The organism is Collinsella sp. OM08-14AT, from assembly GCF_003438115.1.
In the GTDB taxonomy this organism is placed as follows: Bacteria; Actinomycetota; Coriobacteriia; order Coriobacteriales; family Coriobacteriaceae; genus Collinsella.
The window spans coordinates 35909-55381 of the sequence record NZ_QSTE01000007.1; the positions used below are offsets into that span (position 1 = coordinate 35909).

At 57.6% G+C, this 19473-nt stretch carries 19 protein-coding genes; 16 read left to right on the forward strand and 3 right to left on the reverse strand.

Annotated elements, in window-relative coordinates; all coding sequences use genetic code 11:
• The first annotated feature begins 42 nt into the window (after nucleotides 1-42).
• The 13 genes from DXC18_RS05260 to DXC18_RS05320 all read left to right on the forward strand — a co-directional run bounded on the left by DXC18_RS05260 (nucleotide 43) and on the right by DXC18_RS05320 (nucleotide 13147).
• Nucleotides 43-885 carry a Cof-type HAD-IIB family hydrolase gene (locus tag DXC18_RS05260; RefSeq protein ID WP_187361818.1) on the forward strand — a complete coding sequence of 281 codons (843 nt, stop codon included), beginning with the start codon at nucleotides 43-45 and terminating at the stop codon, nucleotides 883-885.
• Nucleotides 886-948: 63 nt separating this feature from the next.
• On the forward strand, nucleotides 949-1608 hold the full coding sequence (locus tag DXC18_RS05265; RefSeq protein ID WP_316242585.1) for an HAD family phosphatase: 660 nt from the start codon (nucleotides 949-951) through the stop codon (nucleotides 1606-1608).
• Nucleotides 1609-1758: 150 nt separating this feature from the next.
• Nucleotides 1759-2502, forward strand: a complete 744-nt coding sequence (locus tag DXC18_RS05270) for a GntR family transcriptional regulator (protein ID WP_117716558.1) — start codon at nucleotides 1759-1761, stop codon at nucleotides 2500-2502.
• A gap of 218 nt (nucleotides 2503-2720) precedes the next feature.
• Nucleotides 2721-4184, forward strand: coding sequence for a YfcC family protein (locus DXC18_RS05275; protein ID WP_117716559.1), 1464 nt, complete (start codon nucleotides 2721-2723; stop codon nucleotides 4182-4184).
• 9 nt (nucleotides 4185-4193) lie between these two features.
• Nucleotides 4194-5777 (forward strand): amidohydrolase, encoded by a 1584-nt coding sequence (locus DXC18_RS05280; protein WP_117716560.1) that lies wholly within the window; start codon nucleotides 4194-4196, stop codon nucleotides 5775-5777.
• Nucleotide 5778: 1 nt separating this feature from the next.
• A complete protein-coding gene (locus DXC18_RS05285; RefSeq protein ID WP_117716561.1) occupies nucleotides 5779-6630 on the forward strand; it encodes a sugar phosphate isomerase/epimerase in 852 nt (283 codons plus the stop codon).
• A 62-nt stretch (nucleotides 6631-6692) separates the two neighbouring features.
• On the forward strand, nucleotides 6693-7661 hold the full coding sequence (locus DXC18_RS05290) for an SIS domain-containing protein (protein WP_022094440.1): 969 nt from the start codon (nucleotides 6693-6695) through the stop codon (nucleotides 7659-7661).
• Between the two features lie 14 nt (nucleotides 7662-7675).
• Nucleotides 7676-8539 (forward strand): PfkB family carbohydrate kinase, encoded by an 864-nt coding sequence (locus DXC18_RS05295; protein ID WP_117716562.1) that lies wholly within the window; start codon nucleotides 7676-7678, stop codon nucleotides 8537-8539.
• Nucleotides 8540-8660: 121 nt separating this feature from the next.
• Nucleotides 8661-9461 carry a fructoselysine 6-kinase gene (frlD, locus tag DXC18_RS05300; protein WP_117637477.1) on the forward strand — a complete coding sequence of 267 codons (801 nt, stop codon included), beginning with the start codon at nucleotides 8661-8663 and terminating at the stop codon, nucleotides 9459-9461.
• 27 nt (nucleotides 9462-9488) lie between these two features.
• Nucleotides 9489-10349, forward strand: coding sequence for an amidohydrolase family protein (locus tag DXC18_RS05305; RefSeq protein WP_233508867.1), 861 nt, complete (start codon nucleotides 9489-9491; stop codon nucleotides 10347-10349).
• Between the two features lie 2 nt (nucleotides 10350-10351).
• Complete coding sequence (locus DXC18_RS05310) at nucleotides 10352-10780, forward strand: secondary thiamine-phosphate synthase enzyme YjbQ (protein WP_006234356.1); 429 nt, start codon at nucleotides 10352-10354, stop codon at nucleotides 10778-10780.
• Nucleotides 10781-10813: 33 nt separating this feature from the next.
• A complete protein-coding gene (locus DXC18_RS05315; RefSeq protein WP_233504093.1) occupies nucleotides 10814-11623 on the forward strand; it encodes a BtpA/SgcQ family protein in 810 nt (269 codons plus the stop codon).
• Between the two features lie 6 nt (nucleotides 11624-11629).
• A complete protein-coding gene (locus DXC18_RS05320) occupies nucleotides 11630-13147 on the forward strand; it encodes an FGGY-family carbohydrate kinase (protein WP_117716565.1) in 1518 nt (505 codons plus the stop codon).
• 81 nt (nucleotides 13148-13228) lie between these two features.
• Here the strand turns inward: DXC18_RS05320 and DXC18_RS05325 are convergent, their stop codons facing one another.
• Together DXC18_RS05325 and DXC18_RS05330 are read right to left on the reverse strand one after the other, a co-directional pair.
• Nucleotides 13229-14011, reverse strand: a complete 783-nt coding sequence (locus DXC18_RS05325) for a TatD family hydrolase (RefSeq protein ID WP_117716566.1) — start codon at nucleotides 14009-14011, stop codon at nucleotides 13229-13231.
• A gap of 14 nt (nucleotides 14012-14025) precedes the next feature.
• Nucleotides 14026-14823 carry a ThiF family adenylyltransferase gene (locus tag DXC18_RS05330; RefSeq protein ID WP_117716567.1) on the reverse strand — a complete coding sequence of 266 codons (798 nt, stop codon included), beginning with the start codon at nucleotides 14821-14823 and terminating at the stop codon, nucleotides 14026-14028.
• Between the two features lie 299 nt (nucleotides 14824-15122).
• Here DXC18_RS05330 and DXC18_RS05335 point away from each other — a divergent pair, with 299 nt between their 5' ends.
• The 3 genes from DXC18_RS05335 (at nucleotide 15123) to ettA (ending at nucleotide 17962) form a co-directional block, all read left to right on the forward strand.
• Complete coding sequence (locus DXC18_RS05335) at nucleotides 15123-15401, forward strand: autorepressor SdpR family transcription factor (RefSeq protein WP_117776433.1); 279 nt, start codon at nucleotides 15123-15125, stop codon at nucleotides 15399-15401.
• The gene (locus DXC18_RS05340) at nucleotides 15394-16098 is read left to right on the forward strand and encodes an SdpI family protein (RefSeq protein ID WP_117716569.1); all 705 of its coding nucleotides are present in this window, start codon (nucleotides 15394-15396) and stop codon (nucleotides 16096-16098) included. Before DXC18_RS05335 ends, DXC18_RS05340 begins: the two co-directional genes overlap by 8 nt.
• A 184-nt stretch (nucleotides 16099-16282) precedes the next feature.
• Nucleotides 16283-17962, forward strand: coding sequence for an energy-dependent translational throttle protein EttA (gene ettA / locus DXC18_RS05345; RefSeq protein ID WP_055251458.1), 1680 nt, complete (start codon nucleotides 16283-16285; stop codon nucleotides 17960-17962).
• Between the two features lie 103 nt (nucleotides 17963-18065).
• Here the strand turns inward: ettA and DXC18_RS05350 are convergent, their stop codons facing one another.
• On the reverse strand, nucleotides 18066-19361 hold the full coding sequence (locus DXC18_RS05350; RefSeq protein WP_117716570.1) for a hypothetical protein: 1296 nt from the start codon (nucleotides 19359-19361) through the stop codon (nucleotides 18066-18068).
• Nucleotides 19362-19473 lie beyond the last annotated feature (112 nt).

Below are 19473 nucleotides of genomic sequence, written 5' to 3' on the forward strand. Positions count from 1 at the left end.
ATGATGGCTCAGACAAGGTTGTTCAATGTCAGGGAGGCATATATGGCAATCAAAGCCATCGCAATGGATATCGACGGTACGCTCACCAACGACCAAAAGGTCATCAGCCCGCGTACGCGCGAGAAACTGCTCGCGGCGCAGGAGTCGGGCATTAAGCTTATCTTGGCTTCGGGTCGTCCCGCATGGGGGCTGCATGCCTTGGCGCAGGAGCTCGACCTTCAGAACCATGATGGTCTGCTAGTTGCCTTTAATGGCGCGCACGTCGTCGATGCTCAGACCGACGAGGTGCTGTTCGATCAGGCTATGCCTGCCGACGAATTGCATCGCCTGATTGATCACCTGCGTAATTTTGACGTGATCCCCATCATCTCGCTCGGTCGCGATTTGCACGTCGAGGACTCGTACCATTGCATGATCACGCTGCCTGACGGCTCGCAGAAAAACATCGTCAAATACGAGCGCGATGCGTGCGACCTTAAGATTCGCGAGGTCGAGAGCCTGCATGAGGTCGTGGACACTTATCCCGTGGACAAGCTGCTGACGGCGGGCGATCCGGCCTACCTGCAGGCGCATTACGAGGAGATGTATGCGCCCTTTAAGCAGACGCTTTCGGGCATGTTTACGGCCGACTGGTACTTTGAGTACACGGCGCCCGGTATCGATAAGGCCCGTGCGCTCGAGGGTGCCCTGCCCAAGCTCGGCATCGATGCCAGCGAGGTCGTATCGTTTGGCGACGGCCAGAACGACAAGTCTATGATCGAGTGGGCTGGTACCGGCGTCGCCATGGGTAACGCTGTCGATGAAGTCAAGGCCGTGGCCCAGATGGTGACCGCCAACAACAACGAAGACGGTATCGCGGTAGCACTTGACCAGCTGCTGGGTTAGAATCGCCGATAGTGCATGGTTCGGGCGTCCGCTTGCGGGCGCCCTTTTGTTAGGGAGGGTGCCGTGTCCGCATTTCCGTTCGACGCCGTTATCTTTGACATGGACGGCGTCATTGTCGATACCGAGTATTACTACCTGGGGGAGACTGCCGCGTTTGCCAAGGAGCTTGGGTTGAATCTGACCCAAGAGGAGTTGAACGGGCAGGTTGGTACCTCACATCAGTTCTTCCTGCATATGCTAGTCGATTGGTTTGAGCGCGCCGGTAAAGGGCACTTCACTGGCGAGGAGGCATTGGCCCGTTGGGACGAGTGGGCGCATAAGCGTCCGCGTGACTACCAGGCTTTGATTAACCCGGGCGCTGTGGATACGATTCGAGAGTTGCCGCGCCGCGGCGTTCGCGTGGCGCTGGCGAGCTCGTCTCCCATGGACAGCATCGAGGAAGTACTCGATGCATGTGGTCTGTCGGATGCCTTTGAGTACGTGGTGAGCGGCGAGCAGTTTAAGGAGAGCAAGCCCGAGCCCGACATCTACCTGCATGCGCTGGACCTGTTGGGGCTGCCTGCGGTCCGTTGCTGCTGCGTTGAGGATTCGGTGCCTGGCATCACTGCCGGCAAGCGAGCGGGTCTGACGGTAATCGCCAAGCGCGAGGAGCGGTTTGGCTTTAGCCAGGATGCTGCGGACAAGATCATCGACCAGCTGCCGGAACTGCTTGAGCTTTCTTAGGAGCGCGGTAGTTGCGCGTTTTTCGGGTCTGATGAGTAAATAGCCGACATTTTGGTGCGACACCTAGCATACTTTAAGCTAATGCGGGCTTAAGGACTTGTTGAATGCCCCTAAGTCCGTTTTAGGCTTAATTGTGCTTGGAGAGGGTATATGCCACCGACTGAAGGGCTAACTGACGGTAAAGCAGCGATACCGCTGTACCAACAGGTTATCGATATCATCAAAAACGAAATCAACTCCGGTGCCTACAAGGCAGGTGCGCGGATACCCAACGAATTCGAATTGGCTGAGAGCTATAAAGTTGGCCGCGTTACCGTGCGACGCGCTATTGAGGAGCTCGTCCAACAGGGCTATCTAACGAAGCGACAGGGGAAAGGCACGTTTGTCAATGCCCCCAAGCTCAAGCGCAAGATTCGCCAGAAGGATGACGTCCAGAGTTTTTCGGACGCATGCCGCGTTAACGGAATGGAACCGGGGGCGCGTGTCATTTCGAGAAAGATGCTGCCGGCGGATTCCACCGAAGCACAGTTCTTTGGTGTTCCCGTTGGAACTGACTTGATCTGCGTTGAGCGCGTGCGTACTGCCGATGGCGTCCCTGTCATGCTCGAGAACAACATATATGTTTACGAGGACAACGCCTATCTATCAACGGCACCTCTATCTAACCAATCCATTTTTGAGTTCGTGCGCAACCTGACTGGCCGCACGCCCGCGTTTACCGACCCATGCACGCTTGAGATCGCGTGTGCGTCGCCCGAGGTCGCTCGGTTGTTGGCAGTTCCCGTTGGCGAACCCTTGTTTTATATGGAAGCCTTCTTTTTCGATGAGCAGCGGCGGCCGTTTATCATCGGTCGTCAGCGGATCGTTGGGTCTCGCTACGTTTTTGACATCTAGGACATTGCGTATGAAAGCGCCCGGTGGATCATCTCACCGGGCGTTTCCATACCGTTCACGGCGCAAACGCAACCGTTCAACCGCGTTGCGGCAATCAGTTTGAAATTATCTTGATGGCGAGAAAAGCTGCTGGTAACCTATAGAACGTCATAGAACGTTTGCCTTGTGCAAACGTTGAAGCGAGATGCGATGCAGTCTCGAGTTCTTTGGAGGTATCTATGTCAGATACGAAGGCGAAGAAGACAAACAGACGTTTTAAGTTCAAATTACCGCATGTCTATACGATCATGTTCTTGCTGATCGTTGTCTTTGCGGTCTTGACTTGGATCGTTCCCTCTGGTCAGTATCAGCGCAAGACGATTTCGACAGCGGCGGGCGAGCGTGAAGTCGCCGTTGCTGGAACCTATGAACAGGTCGATAAGAACTACACCGATTCCGAGACCGGCGAGACCATCAATCTGGGGCAGGATATCTTCGCGGTCCTGCAAGCGCCCACTAAGGGCATCCAGGAGGCTGCCGACGTCGTTGCGTTCGTCTTATTGATTGGCGGGTCGTTCGCAATCATCACCAAGACCAACGCTTTGAATGCCGGCATGAGCCGCGTGATTAAAAAGCTCAAGAACAAGGACATCCTCATCATTCCCATCACGATGACGTTGCTGTCCATTTGCGGCACCACGTTTGGTATGTCTGAGGAAGCCCTGCCGTTCTATGCCATCTTCATTCCCATCATGATGGGTATCGGTTATGACTCGATGACGGCATTCATCATCTGCTTCCTTGGTCCTAACCTGGGATATTGCGCTTCGACCATCGATCCGTTTAATGTTTTGATCGCCCAGGGCATCATTGGCATCGAGGGCAATCCGCAACTGTGGCTGCGCGCCGTTTCTTGGGTCATCTTCACTGCCGTCGGTATCGCATGGGCCATGCGCTACGCCATGCGCGTCAAGAAAAACCCCGAGTCGTCCATTACGTACGAGGACGATAAGCTCAAGCGTATCGAGTTTTCCGTGACCGATGCCTCCATCGAGGAAGAGTTCACTACCCGTCAGAAGCTCGTGCTTATCGATTTTGCTTGCGGTATGGGCATTATCGTCTGGGGTCTTGTTACCCAGGGTTGGTACATGAATGAGATTTCCGCCGTGTTCCTTGGCATGGGCTTGCTTGCCGGTATCCTGGGCGGTCTTGACCAGCAGACGATTGCTGAGGAGTTCGTTAAAGGTCTCGCCGACTTTGCGTACGCCGCCATCGTTATCGGTATCGCTCGCGGTATTCTGGTCATCGCCGAGGGCGGCATGATCATCGACACCATCCTCCAGGCGCTCGCTACTGCGCTCGCCGGTGCGCCCGCCGCCGTCTACACCACGTTTATGTATATCGTCCTTGGCCTGCTCTCTTTGCTGGTTCCCTCGAGTTCTGGCCTGGCGGCACTCACCATGCCCGTTATGGGCCCCCTGACCGAGCTCATGGGCCTCAATCCCGAGGCGGCCGTTACCGCGCTCCAGTTTGCCAACCAGACCATCAACACCATCAGTCCCGTGGCGGGCATGACGGTTGCCGGCCTTGGCGTGGCTAAGATTTCGTTTGGCCAATGGTGGAAGACCATTTGGAAGTTCTTCATCTTCATGGTCGTCTTTGGCCTGATCGTAACGGCAATTTCTGGCATGCTTCCGGCGTAGGTGGTTGTGATGTCTGATCGTTTGACGGTCCTGACGTCTAAGAGCGTCTTTACCGGTACGGGGGACCTGCCGTTTGAAGGTTTCGTAGCGGTCCGTGGCAATCGAATTGAGGCTGTTGGCACCAAGTGTGAGCTAGCTTCGTATTTGACCCAGGCGGACGAGGTAGTTGACCTGGGCGACCGCACCGTCATGCCTGGCCTGATCGATGTGCATACCTTCTATACAGGCTGGGCGCTGCGGACGTTGGGGCCTGATCTGTCCGGCATCGCTGATGCCAAAGAGGCCGTGTCGCTCTTGCGTGCATGGAAAGAAGATCATCCGGATTGCGCGGCGGCTTTTGGCCACAACCTACCCGAAACGTTGGCATCGGATGCCGAGAACGCAAATACGGCGGCTGTGTTTGACGATTGTTTTGGCGATATCCCTGTCGTCTGCTTTACACCGGGTGCGGAGACCTGCGTTCTCAATGCTGCCGCCAGTGCGCGATACGGCTTCACACCCCAGGCGTGCTATGCCGAGAAGATCTGGCGCATGATGAGCGATTTCCTCGCGCTGCCCGAGGTACGTGCGGGGTATTCGGACTACATGAGCATGCTTAACGAGCGCGGCGTTACCGCCATCAAGGAGATGGCGTTTGATGACTACTACGGTTTTGCCGACGAAATGGCTCGCCGTGAAGAATCTGGTGAGCTGACGGTTCGCGTCTCTATGATGTCGCAGCCGGTGGGTGCCGGTGCAAATCTGTCGTATGCTCGCGAGGCACGAGAGCGCTTTCGGGGACCGTTCGTTCGTTTTTCTGGCTTCAACCGTATGACCGATCGCGGCGTATGGGCGGGGCTTGCCGAGATGATTGACCCCTATGAGGACACGGCCGATGCGGGAGCTGCCGGCAAGACGGTTGTCGAGGAGCCCGAGTGGGATCTGATTGAGAACGAGCTGCGCGCAATTGATGCTGACGGCTTCCGATATTCCTTGCATTGCCAGGGCGATGGCGCCGTTCGTCGCACCGTGGCGCTCTATGCCTCGCTGCCTCGAGACGAGCATGGACGGTTGCTTCGCCGCCATGCGATTACCGATCTCGAGAACTCTGATCCGACCGATCTTGTCGAGTTTGGCAAGTTAGGTGGAATTTGCGAGGTCTATCCGCAGATTTTGACGCTGGACCGGCGCGAGGATTGCCTGTCGATGATGCGTCGACAAATTGGCGAGACGCGACTTTTGCACAGCTGGAATCGCCGCGGCATGGAAGATTCCGGATGCACGGTGTGCTGTGGTACGGATTTGCCACTGCTGATTCCGAGCCTGGGCGAGTCAATCTACAGCGCGTGCGGTGGATACTTCGACGATGGGCTGCCCGTGAATGAGGCCAACGCGCTGACGCTTGTCGAGCTCTTGCGTGCTTGGACTGCCGGGGGCGCGTACGATCTGATGCGCGAAGACGAACTGGGTACGCTTGAGGTCGGCAAGCTTGCCGATATCTGCGTGCTCGATCGGGATGTGTTCGACCTCGATTATCGCGACGCACGCGATCTTTCGGTTGATATGACGATGTCGGACGGACAAATCGTGTTCGATCGAAATAAGGAGGCATAAGATGTCTGAATCCAAACCGACGCTGCGCCGCGAACAGATTGCGGGCATGAATATCCACTACATCATGTGGTCGCTCGATTACTTCCTTGATGTGCAGCAGCGTTTGGGCTTTGAGTCCATTGAGCTGTGGTGTGCGGAGCCGCATGTGACGCTCGACCACACGGGCTACTTTGAGGCTGAGGTCCTGGCGAAAAAGGCTGCAGACCGTGGGCTTAGGTATCGTACTCTGTGCCCCGAGAATGTTGTCTATCATTGGCAGTACTGCGCACGCAAACCGCTGCATGAACAGCGCAGCCTGGCGTACTTTAAGCACGGCATTGAGCTTGCCGAGGTACTTGGGTGCGACCGTATGTCCGTCAACTCGGGCTGGGGCGACTGGGACGAGGACCGCGAGGAAGCCTGGAAGCGCAGCCGCGAGCACTTGTCCATTCTGGCGGAGTATGCCGGTGAGCACGGTCTGGTGCTTACGATGGAAAGCCTGCGTCCCGAGGAGAGCAACCTTGTAACGACGGTTTCCGATGCGAAGCGCATGATTGACGAGGTCGCGAGCCCGTACTTACAGCCCATGGTTGATACAACCGCGATGGGCGTTGCGGGCGAGACGCTCGAGGACTGGTTTGCCGCCTTTGGTGATGGGGCAATTCACGAGATGCACTTTATCGACGGTGACCCGTATGGCCATCTGGTGTGGGGCGATGGCAAGCACGATATGGACGCCTTCGTCGCTACGCTTAATGCCCATGGTTTCGATGGCATGCTGGGCCAGGAAATCACGGACGGGCGTTACTACGATGACCCGGCGGCGGCAGATGCCAAGAACATGGCCGCATTCGAGAAATATCTGATTGACTAAACCAACTATCGGCCACGCAGCCAACGTCATTGATTGCGGACCAAACAAGAAAGGAACTGGATATGAACGCACACGATCTGATCAAAGAGGCAATTGCCGAGAAGGGCAAGTTCGACAGCGTCTACTGGATTGCTTGCGGTGGCTCCATGATCGATTTGATCCCGGCTCATGAGCTTCTGCAGCGCGAGGCAACCACCTTCACTTCGTATATCTATACGGCTCGCGAGTTTGATATCATGCGCCCGCGCCGCTTGGGTGAGAAATCCCTGGTCATTGCTTGCAGCCACAGTGGCAACACCCCCGAGGTCGTCGAGGGCTGTGAGATTGCCCTTGCTGCCGGCGCTACGGTGATCGCCCAGACCGACAACGCTGGATCCAAGATTGACTCCGGCAAGTGGACCACGTGGGTCTACCCGTGGGGCGAGGGCGTGCCGCAGGCCGAGGTCCCCGCTGGCATTTCGCTGTCGCTTGCGGCCGAGCTGCTCGATCAGCAGGAGGGCTACGCCGATCTTGCCGATATGTATGCCGGTATCGCCGAGATGGATAAGATTCTTCCCCCGGCACGTGAGAAGGTAAATGCCGAGCTAGGCGATCGTTTTGCCAAGCTTTGCCAGGAGCACGAGTTCTTCTACATTCTGGGCAGCGGTCCCAACTTTAGCCAGACCTACGGTTTCGCTATCTGCTCTCTTATGGAGATGCAGTGGCAGCACTGCAGCTACATCCACTCTGCCGAGTACTTCCACGGCCCCTTCGAGGCTACTCAGGATGGCGTTTTTTACTTCCTGCAGATGGGCTCCAGCGAGTGCCGTGCCATGGACGAGCGCGCCCTTGCGTTCCTTAAGACGCATACCGATACGCTGATGGTGCTCGATGCCAAGGAGTACGGTATGGAAGCCGTGCCGGCGAGCGTCCGTGCCTATCTGGACCCGGTGCTGTTCTACGCCATGAACTGCGAGCTGCGTGCTGCACGCGGCAAGGTGTTTGATCACGATCCCGATTTCCGTCGCTATATGGGTGTTGTCGAGTACTAGAAGGGGCAAAGGCCATGGCATTTAACGTTAACGCGCTCGGATTTGGCGACAACGTCGTCGATCGCTACGAGCATATCCACACCATGTATCCCGGCGGCAATGCGGTGAACTTCGCCGTTTATGCCAAGAAATGCGGTGCCGCACGCTCTGCATACATGGGCATTTTTGGCAATGACGCCGCTGCCGAGCATGTCATTACAAGCCTCGAGGATGAGGGTATCGAGCTTGACAAGTGCGAGCAGATGATTGGCGAGAACGGAGCGGCTCGCGTGACCGTCGTTGACGGTGACCGTGTCTTCCTCGGCTCCAACGAGGGCGGTATCCGTGGCGATGCGCGCTATGTTCTCGATCGCTTTGACCTTTCGTACATGAAGCAGTTCGATGTGGTTCATTCGGGCAACTATTGCTTCACCGAGCGCGAGCTGCCCAAGTTGAAGGCTGCGGGCGTCACGGTCTCTTTTGACTTTTCGGACGACTCCACCGACGAGTACTACGAGCAGATTGCGCCCTATGTCGATTTTGCTTTCTTTAGTGCGGCGGATGCCGCGAGTGAGGACGAGATTCGCGAGCGTCTGGCATGGGTGAAGGATCTGGGTCCGCGTTTTGTGTCGGCTACGGCGGGCGCCGAGGGCTGCATCGCTTACGACGGCGAGCGTTATTACCGCCAGCTGGCTAAACCGGTAACGGACATGAAGGACACCATGGGGGCGGGCGACTCGTTCCTCACCTCGTTTTTGATGTGCTATCTCGATTCCGCCAAGCGTGGTGAGGGTGGCGCCGAGGCCATCGAGCGCGCGCTCGACTTTGCTGCCGGGTTTGCCTCGACCGTGTGCGGCATGGAAGGTTCTTGGGGCCACGGAGCACCAATCGTCGAATAGCTTAAGAAAGCGTACGGCGGTCTGGCTATGAGGCCTTGGACAGCCGATGCAAAACAATAAGCGAAACGCGAAAAGGGGGCTCGCCATGTGGTGGGTCCCCTTTTGAACATTGGAGAAGACCATGGGTATTAAAGCGTGTGCGGCTGGTTTTTGCTGTGCGGACGTCTATCAAAACATCGGCGTGTTCTATCCGACTGGTAATGGCATTGACTGGGGTATCCATCTTGCACGAATGGGCGTTTCGGTATCCGCCGTGTCGGTTGTCGGCAAGGACGAGTACGGAGACAAGATGAGAGAGGCGCTGGCCGCCGAGGGGTTTGATATCTCTCATCTGCGGGTGGAGGATGGCGACACCTCGGTGATGCTCATGGCATTGAAAGACGGCGTCGATCGCGTGCATCTCGAGGCAATCGATGGCGTAATGGAGACATATCGTCCGAATGAAGATGACCGGGCGTTTATCCTAGAGCATGACATCATTCATACCGACCTGTTTGGCAATTGTTTGGACCTCCTGCCCGAGTGGCATGATGCGGGCAAGACGGTGGTTATGGACTTCTCGGTGTTCAGCCAGGATCCCGAATATGCCTGCGAGAATCATTTTCCCTACGTTGACTACGCATTTATGTCGTTTGAAGATGACACTCCGGAGCTGCGGGACTGGGTACGTCACGCGCAGGAATTGGGGCCGCGCGTTGCGGTTGCCACGCTTGGCGAGAAGGGAAGCATTGCCTATGACGGTGAGCGCTTCTATGAGTGCGGGATCGTGCCGGCGGAGAAGGTCGTTAATACCGTGGGTGCCGGCGACTCGTATATCGCCGGGTTTACCAAGGGCGTGATCGATGGCCTTGATATTCCGGCGTGTATGAAGGCGGGCGCTGAGCTGTCGTCCCGAGTGATCGGTTCGTTTGAGCCGTACTAGGGTCAAATGCCTGGAAAGGAGTACGAAATGGTTATCGACATGTTGGTCCATCCTATGCTCTACGGCGAGATCTGTACGCCGGGTGATGAGCCTGATGGATTCGGTTTTTGGTCACGAGAATTTGGTATGGGGCATATGGGCCCCATGGATTGGGATGAGCTTCAAGTCGAGATGGACGTCTGCGATGTGCAGAAGAGCGTGCTCATGCCGCTCGATGTAACCACGGCATGCGGAGGGCACTTTGGCACCAATGACCAGATTGCCATGCTGGTTGCCGCACATCCCGATCGTCTGTGGGGATTTGCGAGCGTAGACCCGCAGGTGAGCGGTGCCGCAGACGAATTGGAGCGCGCCTTTACCGAGTTGGGGGCAAAGGGGCTTTGCCTGCATCCTGCAAAGCAGGGTTTTGCCCCCGATGATGCTGTGGCCGAGCCGCTTTACGAACTGTGCGAGCGCTATAACAAGCCGGTGGTTTTCCATGCCGGTATGTCTTGGGAGCCGGGCGCAGAGCTCTCGCGCAGTAACCCGCTTGCATTTGAGCACACAATCGCAACGCATCCAAATGTGCGTTTTAGTTTGACCCATTTTGGCTGGCCCTGGGTGCGCGAGACCGTGGCGATGCTGCTCAAGTATCCCAACTGCTACGCGGACACCTCTATCACTTACATCGATTCGCCCGAGGAGATGATGCAGCGTCTTTTCACGGTCGATATGGGGCCGCTGTGGTATGAGCGCGCGCTATCGCACCAAGTGATGTTCGCCAGCAATACGCCGCGCTTCCGTGCATTCAAACTCAAGCGGGCGCTCGATACCGTGCCCATGCGCGATGATGCGCGAGAAAGGCTCTACTGGGGTAATGCCCTGCGTTTTCTTGAAGGGGATGAGTGAACATGGTGACGCTCGAGACATTGAGCTATCTATCGACTGCTCCGGACCAGTTCATCGATATTACCGAGGACGTGCACGCTGCCATCGAACGCAGCTCGGTGACCAATGGCTTGGCGGCGATTATTTTGTCGCATACGACCTGCGGAATCGTGGTAAACGAGGGGCTGCCCTGCGTGGAGACGGATCTTATGGAGACGCTTGATCGCATCGCCCCACTCGATGCCCCCTATGCGCATGCACACTTCCTGCCGAGCTATGGAGCCACCGGTAACAACTCCTGTGGGCATATCAAGAGCATGATTTGTGGAAACAGTTGCTTCTTTCCCGTCCAAGATGGCCACATCGTGTGCGGAAGTGCCCAGAACATCTATCTTGCGGAGTTTGACGGTCCGCAGAAGCGAAAAGTGTACGTCGAGGTGCTGGGGGAGTAACGTCCCTGCAATAATCCTATGAAGGAGCACGTTATGTCGTTTCTAACTTCGATGTTCAAGAACGAAAAGCCGGTTATCGGAATGCTGCACCTGCGTCCTCTGCCGGGCGATCCGCTGTATTACCCGGGCGGAAGCGTATCGCAGGTCGTGGAAGCCGCCAAGCGCGATCTCGAGGCGTTGCAGCAGGGCGGTGTCGATGGCATTTTGATTACCAATGAGCTCTCGATGCCCTATGAGCAGCATGTTTCTCCCTCAACCCTTGCATCGATGGGCTATGTAATCGGGGCTCTGTCCCATGATCTGTCGACTCCTTGGGGAGCTGAGGCAATTTACGATGGTGATGCCACAATCGAGCTGTGCGCTGCCGTCGACGCGCAGTTCACGCGCTGCAATTTTTGCGGTGCCTGGGCCGGTGATCTCGGGCTGATTAACCGAGATTTCGCTCACACCATGCGTCGCAAGGCGGCGCTGCGCTTGGACGACCTCAAGCTTTTTCACTTCATCACGAGCGAGGGCGAGGTTTATCTCAACGACCGCACGACCGCGGACATTGCCGATTCACTTCTCTTTAATTGCCTACCGGATGCGATAGTCATCGGCGGTTCGGCTGCCGGTCGTGGCGCTTCGGGCGAGCTTGCCGACGAGGTCCGCGAGCGTGTTGGCGAAGTGCCCGTGGTATGTGGCACCGGTTGTCGCGAAAATACCGTGGCTGACGTATTTGCTCACTACGATGGCGCGTTTGTCGGCACGTGCTTAAAGCGCGACGGAAAGCTGGATGCCCCGGTTGATGTTGAGCGGGTGGTTCGTTTTATGGCTGCCGCTCGTACGGCGCGAGGGGAGTAGGCACCTATGGCGCTCTATCTGGGTATTGATATTGGGACAAGCGCCTCTAAAGGCGTTTTAATCGATGATCGATGCAACATCGTTTGCCAAGCCTCTTGTGGACATGAGACGGACAACCCGTGTGATGGATGGTACCAGCATGATGCTGAGGCAGTTTGGTGGGGCGATTTTTGCCGCTTGTCGCGCGAGCTGGTGATGCGATCGGGGGTTAACGCGGCGCAGATCGGATGCGTGGGCCTTTCCGCATTGGGTTGCGACTGTGTGCCGGTCGATACCGAGTGCAACGCGCTGGCGCCCGCGATTTTGTATGGAGTCGATGCACGTTCGAAGCCGCAGATTGACGAGCTCCTTTCCGAATATGGGTCAGGTCGCGCACGCGAACTTTTCGGGCACGATCCCTGCTCATCAGATATTGCTCCCAAGATCTTATGGTTTAAGGAGAATATGCCCGAGGTGCACGAACGTGCCGCGAAGTTCCTGACGGCATCATCGTTTCTATGCGCAAAGTTGACGGGGCGTTTTACGGTGGACCGTTACTTGGCGGAGGATTTTCTTCCCCTATACGACCGCTACACTTGGAGGGTTGATGCTCGGGAATGTGCTCGTTTCTGCCGGCCTGACCAGATGACGGAGGTAATGTCGGCTACCGATATTGCCGGGGTGATTACGCAGCGCGCGGCTGAGGCGACAGGGCTCGCGGCAGGGACACCTGTCTTAGTGGGAACGGGCGACTCTGGTGCCGAGGCCATTTCGACGGGTGTATTTCGTCCCGGCGATATGATGGTTCAGTTGGGGAGCACGGCGTATTTCATCTACCTAGCTGATCATATGGTCGATGATGCCCGCCTGTGGCCAGGGACGTTTATCATTCCCGGAACTTACGGGATCTGTGCGGGGACCAATACGGCGGGTGCACTCACATCGTGGCTGCGCCAAGAGCTGTATCGCGACGCCGTGGAGGCCGAGGGCCACGGTGGCCCCGATGCATATTCGGTCATGGCGCATGATGCCGCCGATGTGGCGCCGGGTGCCGATGGGCTCCTGTGCCTGCCGTACTTTGCGGGGGAGCGTACTCCGCTCAACGATCCCGAGGCACGTGGCGTCTTCTTTGGCCTGACCGGAAGGCATACGCGAGCCCATATGGTTCGCGCCGCCTTGGAAGGCGTCGCGTATACCGTTGCATCCCATGTCGACATTATCGAGCGAGAGCATGGACTGCCAATTGGGCGCATTATGCTTGTCGGAGGTGGAACCAAGAATCCAGTTTGGATGCAGGCTATCGCCGACGTATGCGGGCGCGAGGTCTCGGTTGCCAAGGTTACGGTGGGCGCATGCTTCGGTGATGCCATCATGGCAGCTCTCGCAGGTGGCGCCTATGCATCATGGGATGAACTCGCCCAAGTCCTTGGCGTTGCACAAACAATCGTGCCCGATATGGCTGCCCACGAGCTATATGCGTCGCGTCGTCATATCTTTGACGAATTGTATGCACGCAACCGTGATCTCATGCACGAATTGGTGTAATGCTGCCGAATTGTACTGCCTTCCAAAATAGGGACTGCGTTGTGCGATTCGCATGTCCCTTGGCATTTTTGCCCACAGTGGTTAGCGAAGGTCAAAAACAGAGTGCGCATTTGCTAAAACTACCGACTCGATGCGCTTTGCGTCACAGTTTTTGAGTGAGGCAATGCGCATCGAGGTCCTTGCGAGCGATTTGATGAGCGACTGCGCGCTTGTTTCTGTGTTTGGCTCGGCCGGCGCATCGGTCTCGAGCAGTAGACGGTCGAGTGGAATCTGTCGTGCGTATTCGCGTCCTCGTTTGGACGCGAGCATGCGTTCGTTGACGGAAAAATAACAGCCCGCATTACGCGCGCGGGCGAGTTCGTCCGAAGTACCGCTAAACCAGTGGAAGATGATAACGGGGGAGTCGGAGTTTGGGATGAGTGGTCCATGCGATTCGAGGACGTTCAGTACGGTTCCTGCCGAACGAACAGCGTGAATTGATATCACGCGCCCGGCAAGAGGGTGCTGCGCGAGTGCATCGCAGAGCCGGTCAAATGCCTGTGCTTGTAGCGGCTCGCTTCCGGCAAAACGAGCGGAAAAGTCGAGCCCGACCTCGCCGATATAGCGCTCTTGGGCAGCAACTTCGCAAAGCAGATTGATTTCAGCGTTGCCACATCGTCCGTCGGCGAGCCACCAGGGATGGAGGCCGATGCCGGCAAAGATATTTGAACGGCCGCAGGCGCGCTTCTTGGCGCGTGCAAAGTCGTGCGGATCGACGCCGCAGTCAAATAGAATCAGGCCCAGCGCCGTTGCCTCATCGGCAACGGCGTCCGGGTGAGCCATTAGATCAAGATGGCAGTGTGCATCAAATAACCGGGGCTCCATCTCGGCGCGCTCCGCTAGTCTAGGCGCTGGCCATCGGCGCGCACGCGCTCGGTGCCGCGGCCACTGATCTGACGGATAACCTCGCCGGCGATCATCTGGCCCATGATGGGCGGCATAAAACTGGCAGTTCCCAGCTCGGTGCGCTCGTGGATGTTGAAAGGATCGCGGGGCTGTGTCTTAACCGATTCCTCGCAGCTAAACAGTACGTGTAGGCTCTTGATTCCGCGCTTCTTACATTCTTTGCGCATAATGCGGCTCATGGGGTCACGTACCGTATCGAAGATGTCGGCAAAGCGGAGGCACTCGGGATGGAGTTTGTTGGCCCCGCCCATGGAGCTAACCAAACGGATGTCATGGTCCTGAGCATATTTGGCAATGGTGAGCTTGGCCGAGATGGTGTCGATGGCGTCGATGACGTAGTCTAGCTTGCCACCCGTCTGCTCAGAAACGCTCGCGAAGAACTCGTCGATGTTGTCGCTCAGCAGGTATTCGGTGCGCTTGATAACGCTGGCGGCGGGATTGATGTCGTGGATCATGGCTTCCATCACGTCAACCTTGCGCTTGCCGACGGTGCTGTGAAAGGCGATGGCCTGTCGATTGATGTTGCTGGGCGCGACGATATCCTTGTCCAGAATCACAAAATGACCGATGCCGCCGCGGACAAGTGCCTCGCAGCAGTTAGAGCCCACGCCTCCGCAGCCGAGCACCAGCACCGTGGCGTTGGCGAGTCTATCGAGTGCCTCACGGCCCATGATGATCTCGAGTTTGGTGTCGCGTGTCTCGACGGGAGCTGCGGCTGCGGTTTCGGTCATAGATGTCCTCCGATGGGGAAGCGGATCGTGTTTGGGCTATCGCCATTATAGGGATTATCACGATTCCATTTGAGCCCTAGGGGCTTGTTGAAATGAGATCGGGATTCGCATAAGATGAAGCAGATGGCACCCGTTGCCGCGGGTTAGCCAACTCCGAAACACGTTTATGGCGTGAGAAGTGGCCGTCTTCGCATTACGCGGGGGCGGCTATTTTTTTGAGTACAAGATTAGACAGTTAGACAAACATCTAAATATCGAGTATAGTGTGCGCGTCATGAGAGATGATGAGAGGAGGTCTTATGCCGGGAGAGGGTTTTAAGGCGCTTGCCGATCCAACGCGACGGCGCATTTTGGAGTTGCTGCGCGAGGGCAATTGTACGGCCGGGGAGCTTGCCGAGCATTTTGACATCAGCAAGCCGTCATTGAGCCATCATTTGGCGACGCTCAAAAACGCCGGGCTGGTGACCGACGAGCGCCATGGCCAAAACATCGTTTACAGCTTAAACACCACCGTCATGCAGGACTTGATTGGCTGGTTTATGGGCTTTACAGACACTGAAGGTGATGAGGATGAATAACGAAAACAAGGGCATACACGCCACGGGGGTATCGCCGCGTGTATGGGCCATGCTTGTTGTGGTCTGCGCTATTAATGTCGCGGCGCACCTTATGGTGATGCCGAGCTTGCCTGCACAGATTCCTACGCACTGGGGAGCGAACGGCGCCGTCGACGGTTGGGGCCCTAGCTGGATGGCCTCCGCGCTCGGCGTGCTGCCTCTGGCACTTCTTGCAATGTTCTACGTGGTGCCACGCATTGACCCCAAAGGTGAGGCATATCGAACCTCGGGCAAGTTCTATCAGGGCTTCGTAATCGCCTTCACCTTGTTAATGTGTGCCATAAGCTGGTTGGGTGAGCTTACGGTCTGGGGCGTGGTGCCGGCGGTCGGTTCGGTCAACGTGCTGATTTCCGGTGCTATCGGTTTGCTGTTCATCGGCGTAGGCAACTACTTGCCGCGTGTGAAGCAGAACTATACGCTCGGTATCAAGACGCCTTGGGCGCTTGCCGATCCCGAGAACTGGCGCCGTACGCAGCGTTTTGGCGGCGCCTGCTTTATGGTGCTGGGTGTTGGTTTGATTGTGATGGGCGTGGCGGGTAGCGTGCTTTCGAGTGAAGTCGTCGCCGCGGTGATTGCGGTTCTGGCGTTTGGTTCAGCTGGAGCTGCCTACGTCTATTCGTATCTGCTGTGGCGCAAATCGCAGCGAGCCGCTCGTTAAGGTTGCGGAAAACTAGCGTACGCAGTTCATAGTGTGTTAAGGGGGACTTTTCCCAGGTAGTATTAGGGGGTGTGGGCAACCATGCCCCTTTTTCGTTAAGTTTCAGAGCTGGTTTCCTCATTTCGTTTCCACTAAAGCGAATCAAGAATAGGGAAACAGCAGGTAGAAAGGATAAAACAGGCAAATGGCAGAGTTTATCTACCAGATGTATCAGGCTCGCAAGGCCCATGGCGACAAGGTAATCCTTGACGACGTGACCCTGAGCTTCTACCCCGGTGCCAAGATCGGTGTCGTGGGCCCCAACGGCATGGGCAAGTCGACCCTGCTCAAGATTATGGCCGGCATTGAGGAGGTCTCCAACGGCGATGCCAGGCTCACCCCCGGCTACACCGTGGGTATCCTGCAGCAGGAGCCGCCGCTCGACGACGACAAGACCGTCATCGAGAACGTGCGCATGGCGTTTGGCGACATGATCGCCAAGGTCGATCGCTTCAACAAGATCGGCGAGGAGATGTGCGACCCGGACTGCGACATGGACGCCCTCATGGCCGAGATGGGCAAGCTTCAGGACGAGATCGATGCCGCCGATGGCTGGGATATCGATTCCAAGCTCGGCCAGGCCATGGACGCCCTGCAGCTGCCCGATTCCGACATGCCGGTCAACGTGCTTTCCGGCGGCGAGCGCCGTCGCGTGGCCCTGTGCAAGCTGCTGCTCGAGGCTCCCGACCTGCTGCTGCTTGACGAGCCCACAAACCACCTAGACGCTGAGTCGATCCTGTGGCTCGAGCACTTCCTTCACAACTACCAGGGCGCGGTGCTTGCCGTCACGCACGATCGCTACTTCCTGGATAACGTTGCCGAGTGGATCTGCGAGGTCGACCGCGGTCACCTTTATCCCTACAAGGGCAACTACTCCACGTATCTGGAGACCAAGGCCGCCCGTATCGAGGCGCAGGGCAACCGCGACGCCAAGCTCGCCAAGCGCATGGAGGCCGAGCTCGAGTGGGTACGCAGCTCGCCCAAGGCTCGCCAGGCCAAGAACAAGGCTCGTCTGGCTCGCTACGAGGAGATGGAGGCCGAGGCCCGCGCAAGCCAGAAGCTCGACTGGACCGATATCCGCATTCCCGTTGGACCGCGTTTGGGTAACAAGGTGCTCGAGGCCCATCACCTGCACAAGGAATTCGACGGTCGCGTGCTCATCGACGACCTTTCGTTCACCCTGCCGCGCAACGGCATCGTGGGCGTCATCGGCCCCAACGGTGTCGGTAAGACCACGCTGTTCAAGACCATCGTGGGCCTGGAGCCGCTGACTTCGGGCGAGCTCGAGGTGGGCGAGACCGTCAAGATCTCCTATGTCGATCAGAACCGTTCTGGCATCGACCCCGATAAGAACCTGTGGGAGGTCGTCTCGGACGGCCTGGACCACATGATGGTCGGCGAGACCGAGGTTCCGAGCCGTGCTTATGTGGCGAGCTTTGGCTTTAAGGGCCAGGACCAGCAGAAGCGCGCTGGCGTACTCTCCGGTGGCGAGCGCAACCGTCTGAACCTGGCGCTCACGCTCAAGCAGGGCGGCAACCTGCTGCTCCTCGACGAGCCCACGAACGATCTCGACGTCGAGACGCTGTCCTCACTCGAGGCGGCGCTGCTCGAGTTCCCGGGCTGCTCGGTGGTTATTAGCCACGACCGTATGTTCCTGGACCGCGTCGCCACGCACATTCTGGCGTGGGAGGGCACCGACGAGAATCCGGGCAACTGGTATTGGTTCGAGGGCAACTTCGAGGCCTATCAGGCCAACCGCATCGAGCGCCTGGGCGAGGACGCAGCCCAGCCGCATCGTATCCACAGGAAACTTACCAGGGACTAGTTTGATGTGGCAAAGGGACAGCCCCTTTGTCACACGAACTTATGCTCAACCTGGGAAAATAAAAAAATGCGGCGAACGTTTTTGTGACGTTCGCCGCATTTTGCTATTCGTTGGATTCTTCAACCTTGTCGACGGTCCAGGTGGCTCCGAGGCCTCCGGTGGTGTTGCGGCGGATGCGCACGGTGACTTCGCGGCGCTCGCCGGCCTGCGTGTAGTGCAGGGGGAAGCTTGCGCGGTTTCGCGCGGCCTCGATGGTACCGCGCTCGCGGGCGATCCAGTAGTACTCGCCGACAATGCCGAGGGTATCGGCGCCGTAGGGGAGATAGGTCGACAGCTGGTGCAGAAGCGGGCCGGGGCAGAAGACCTCGGTTGCGAAATCGACGGGGAAGTCCTCGGGGATGGCGGGCGTTGCGGGTGCGGGGGCCGGTGCTGCAGCGGGGACCGGAGCCGGTGCGGGAATCTGGTCATAGACAGGTTCGGATGCGGACTCGATGACGGGTGCAGACTCAGGCACCGGTTCCGGCTTAACTGCGGAATCTGTCGGTTCCACGGAGACGGATGTGTCTTCAGTCTCGGTTTCGGCGTCGGCTTGCGGGGCGTCCTCTGCCTCGACAGACGGCTTTGCCTCGATCGGTGTGGAGGCCATGGTGGTGATGCCGGCGTTGGCGTTCTCGGGGTCATAGACGACCGTGAGCGAGATGGCGGGCAGCGGCGTCTCGGGCTCCGGTGCCGATTCGGTGGCGCCTTGATCGGCGGGCTCGTCGGACTGATCGTCCTCGGCCTCGTTGCCAAAGACATCGCTGTTTTGGAACGCAGGCGTCTCGGGTTGGTCAGCGGCTTCTTCGGTTGTCGACTTGGGCGCTTCGTTGAGCTCCACAGTTGCTTCCTGCTCGGATATGACTTCGGGATCGGTCGTGGCGGCGATTTCGGTTTCGGCTTCTGCTGTTACCTCAATAGCGACTTCGATCTCTGTCTCGGGCTCGGGTTCCGGAGCGACTTCGGCCACGGGCTCGGGATGCTTAACGTGCTTGGGGCGCACAGCCTTGAGGTCCTTCTCACTGCGCTTTTTCTTTTTGTAGGACTGCTTAGCGCCCTTGGCGGTCTTGGGCTTGTCCTCGCCCTTGGCAAGTGCGGCATCCCAGGCCTCGTTGGCGATGACGGTGGCATACAGGCGACCGCCCTTAAAGACGGTCAGCTTAATGCAGTCGTCAAGCTCTTCGAGCAGCTCGCGCGTGGATTCGAAGCCCAGGTCATAAGCGGTCATGTCGCCAGCGGTGAGCGCCTCCTCGACCTGTGTCATAAACGTTTGCTTGCCACACCCAATCGCATCGCGCAGCAGGCGATACAGATAGATGTGGTTGCCCAGCGATAGCGTGGGCCTAACTATTGTCTTGCTCATGGCAAATCTCCGCTTTACACATGTAAAGCATCTTACCATCGCATGGCGCTCGCCATGACGGCGCCCAAGGCAAACGGGCGCGAACCGCTGTCGATTCGCGCCCGTTGTACAG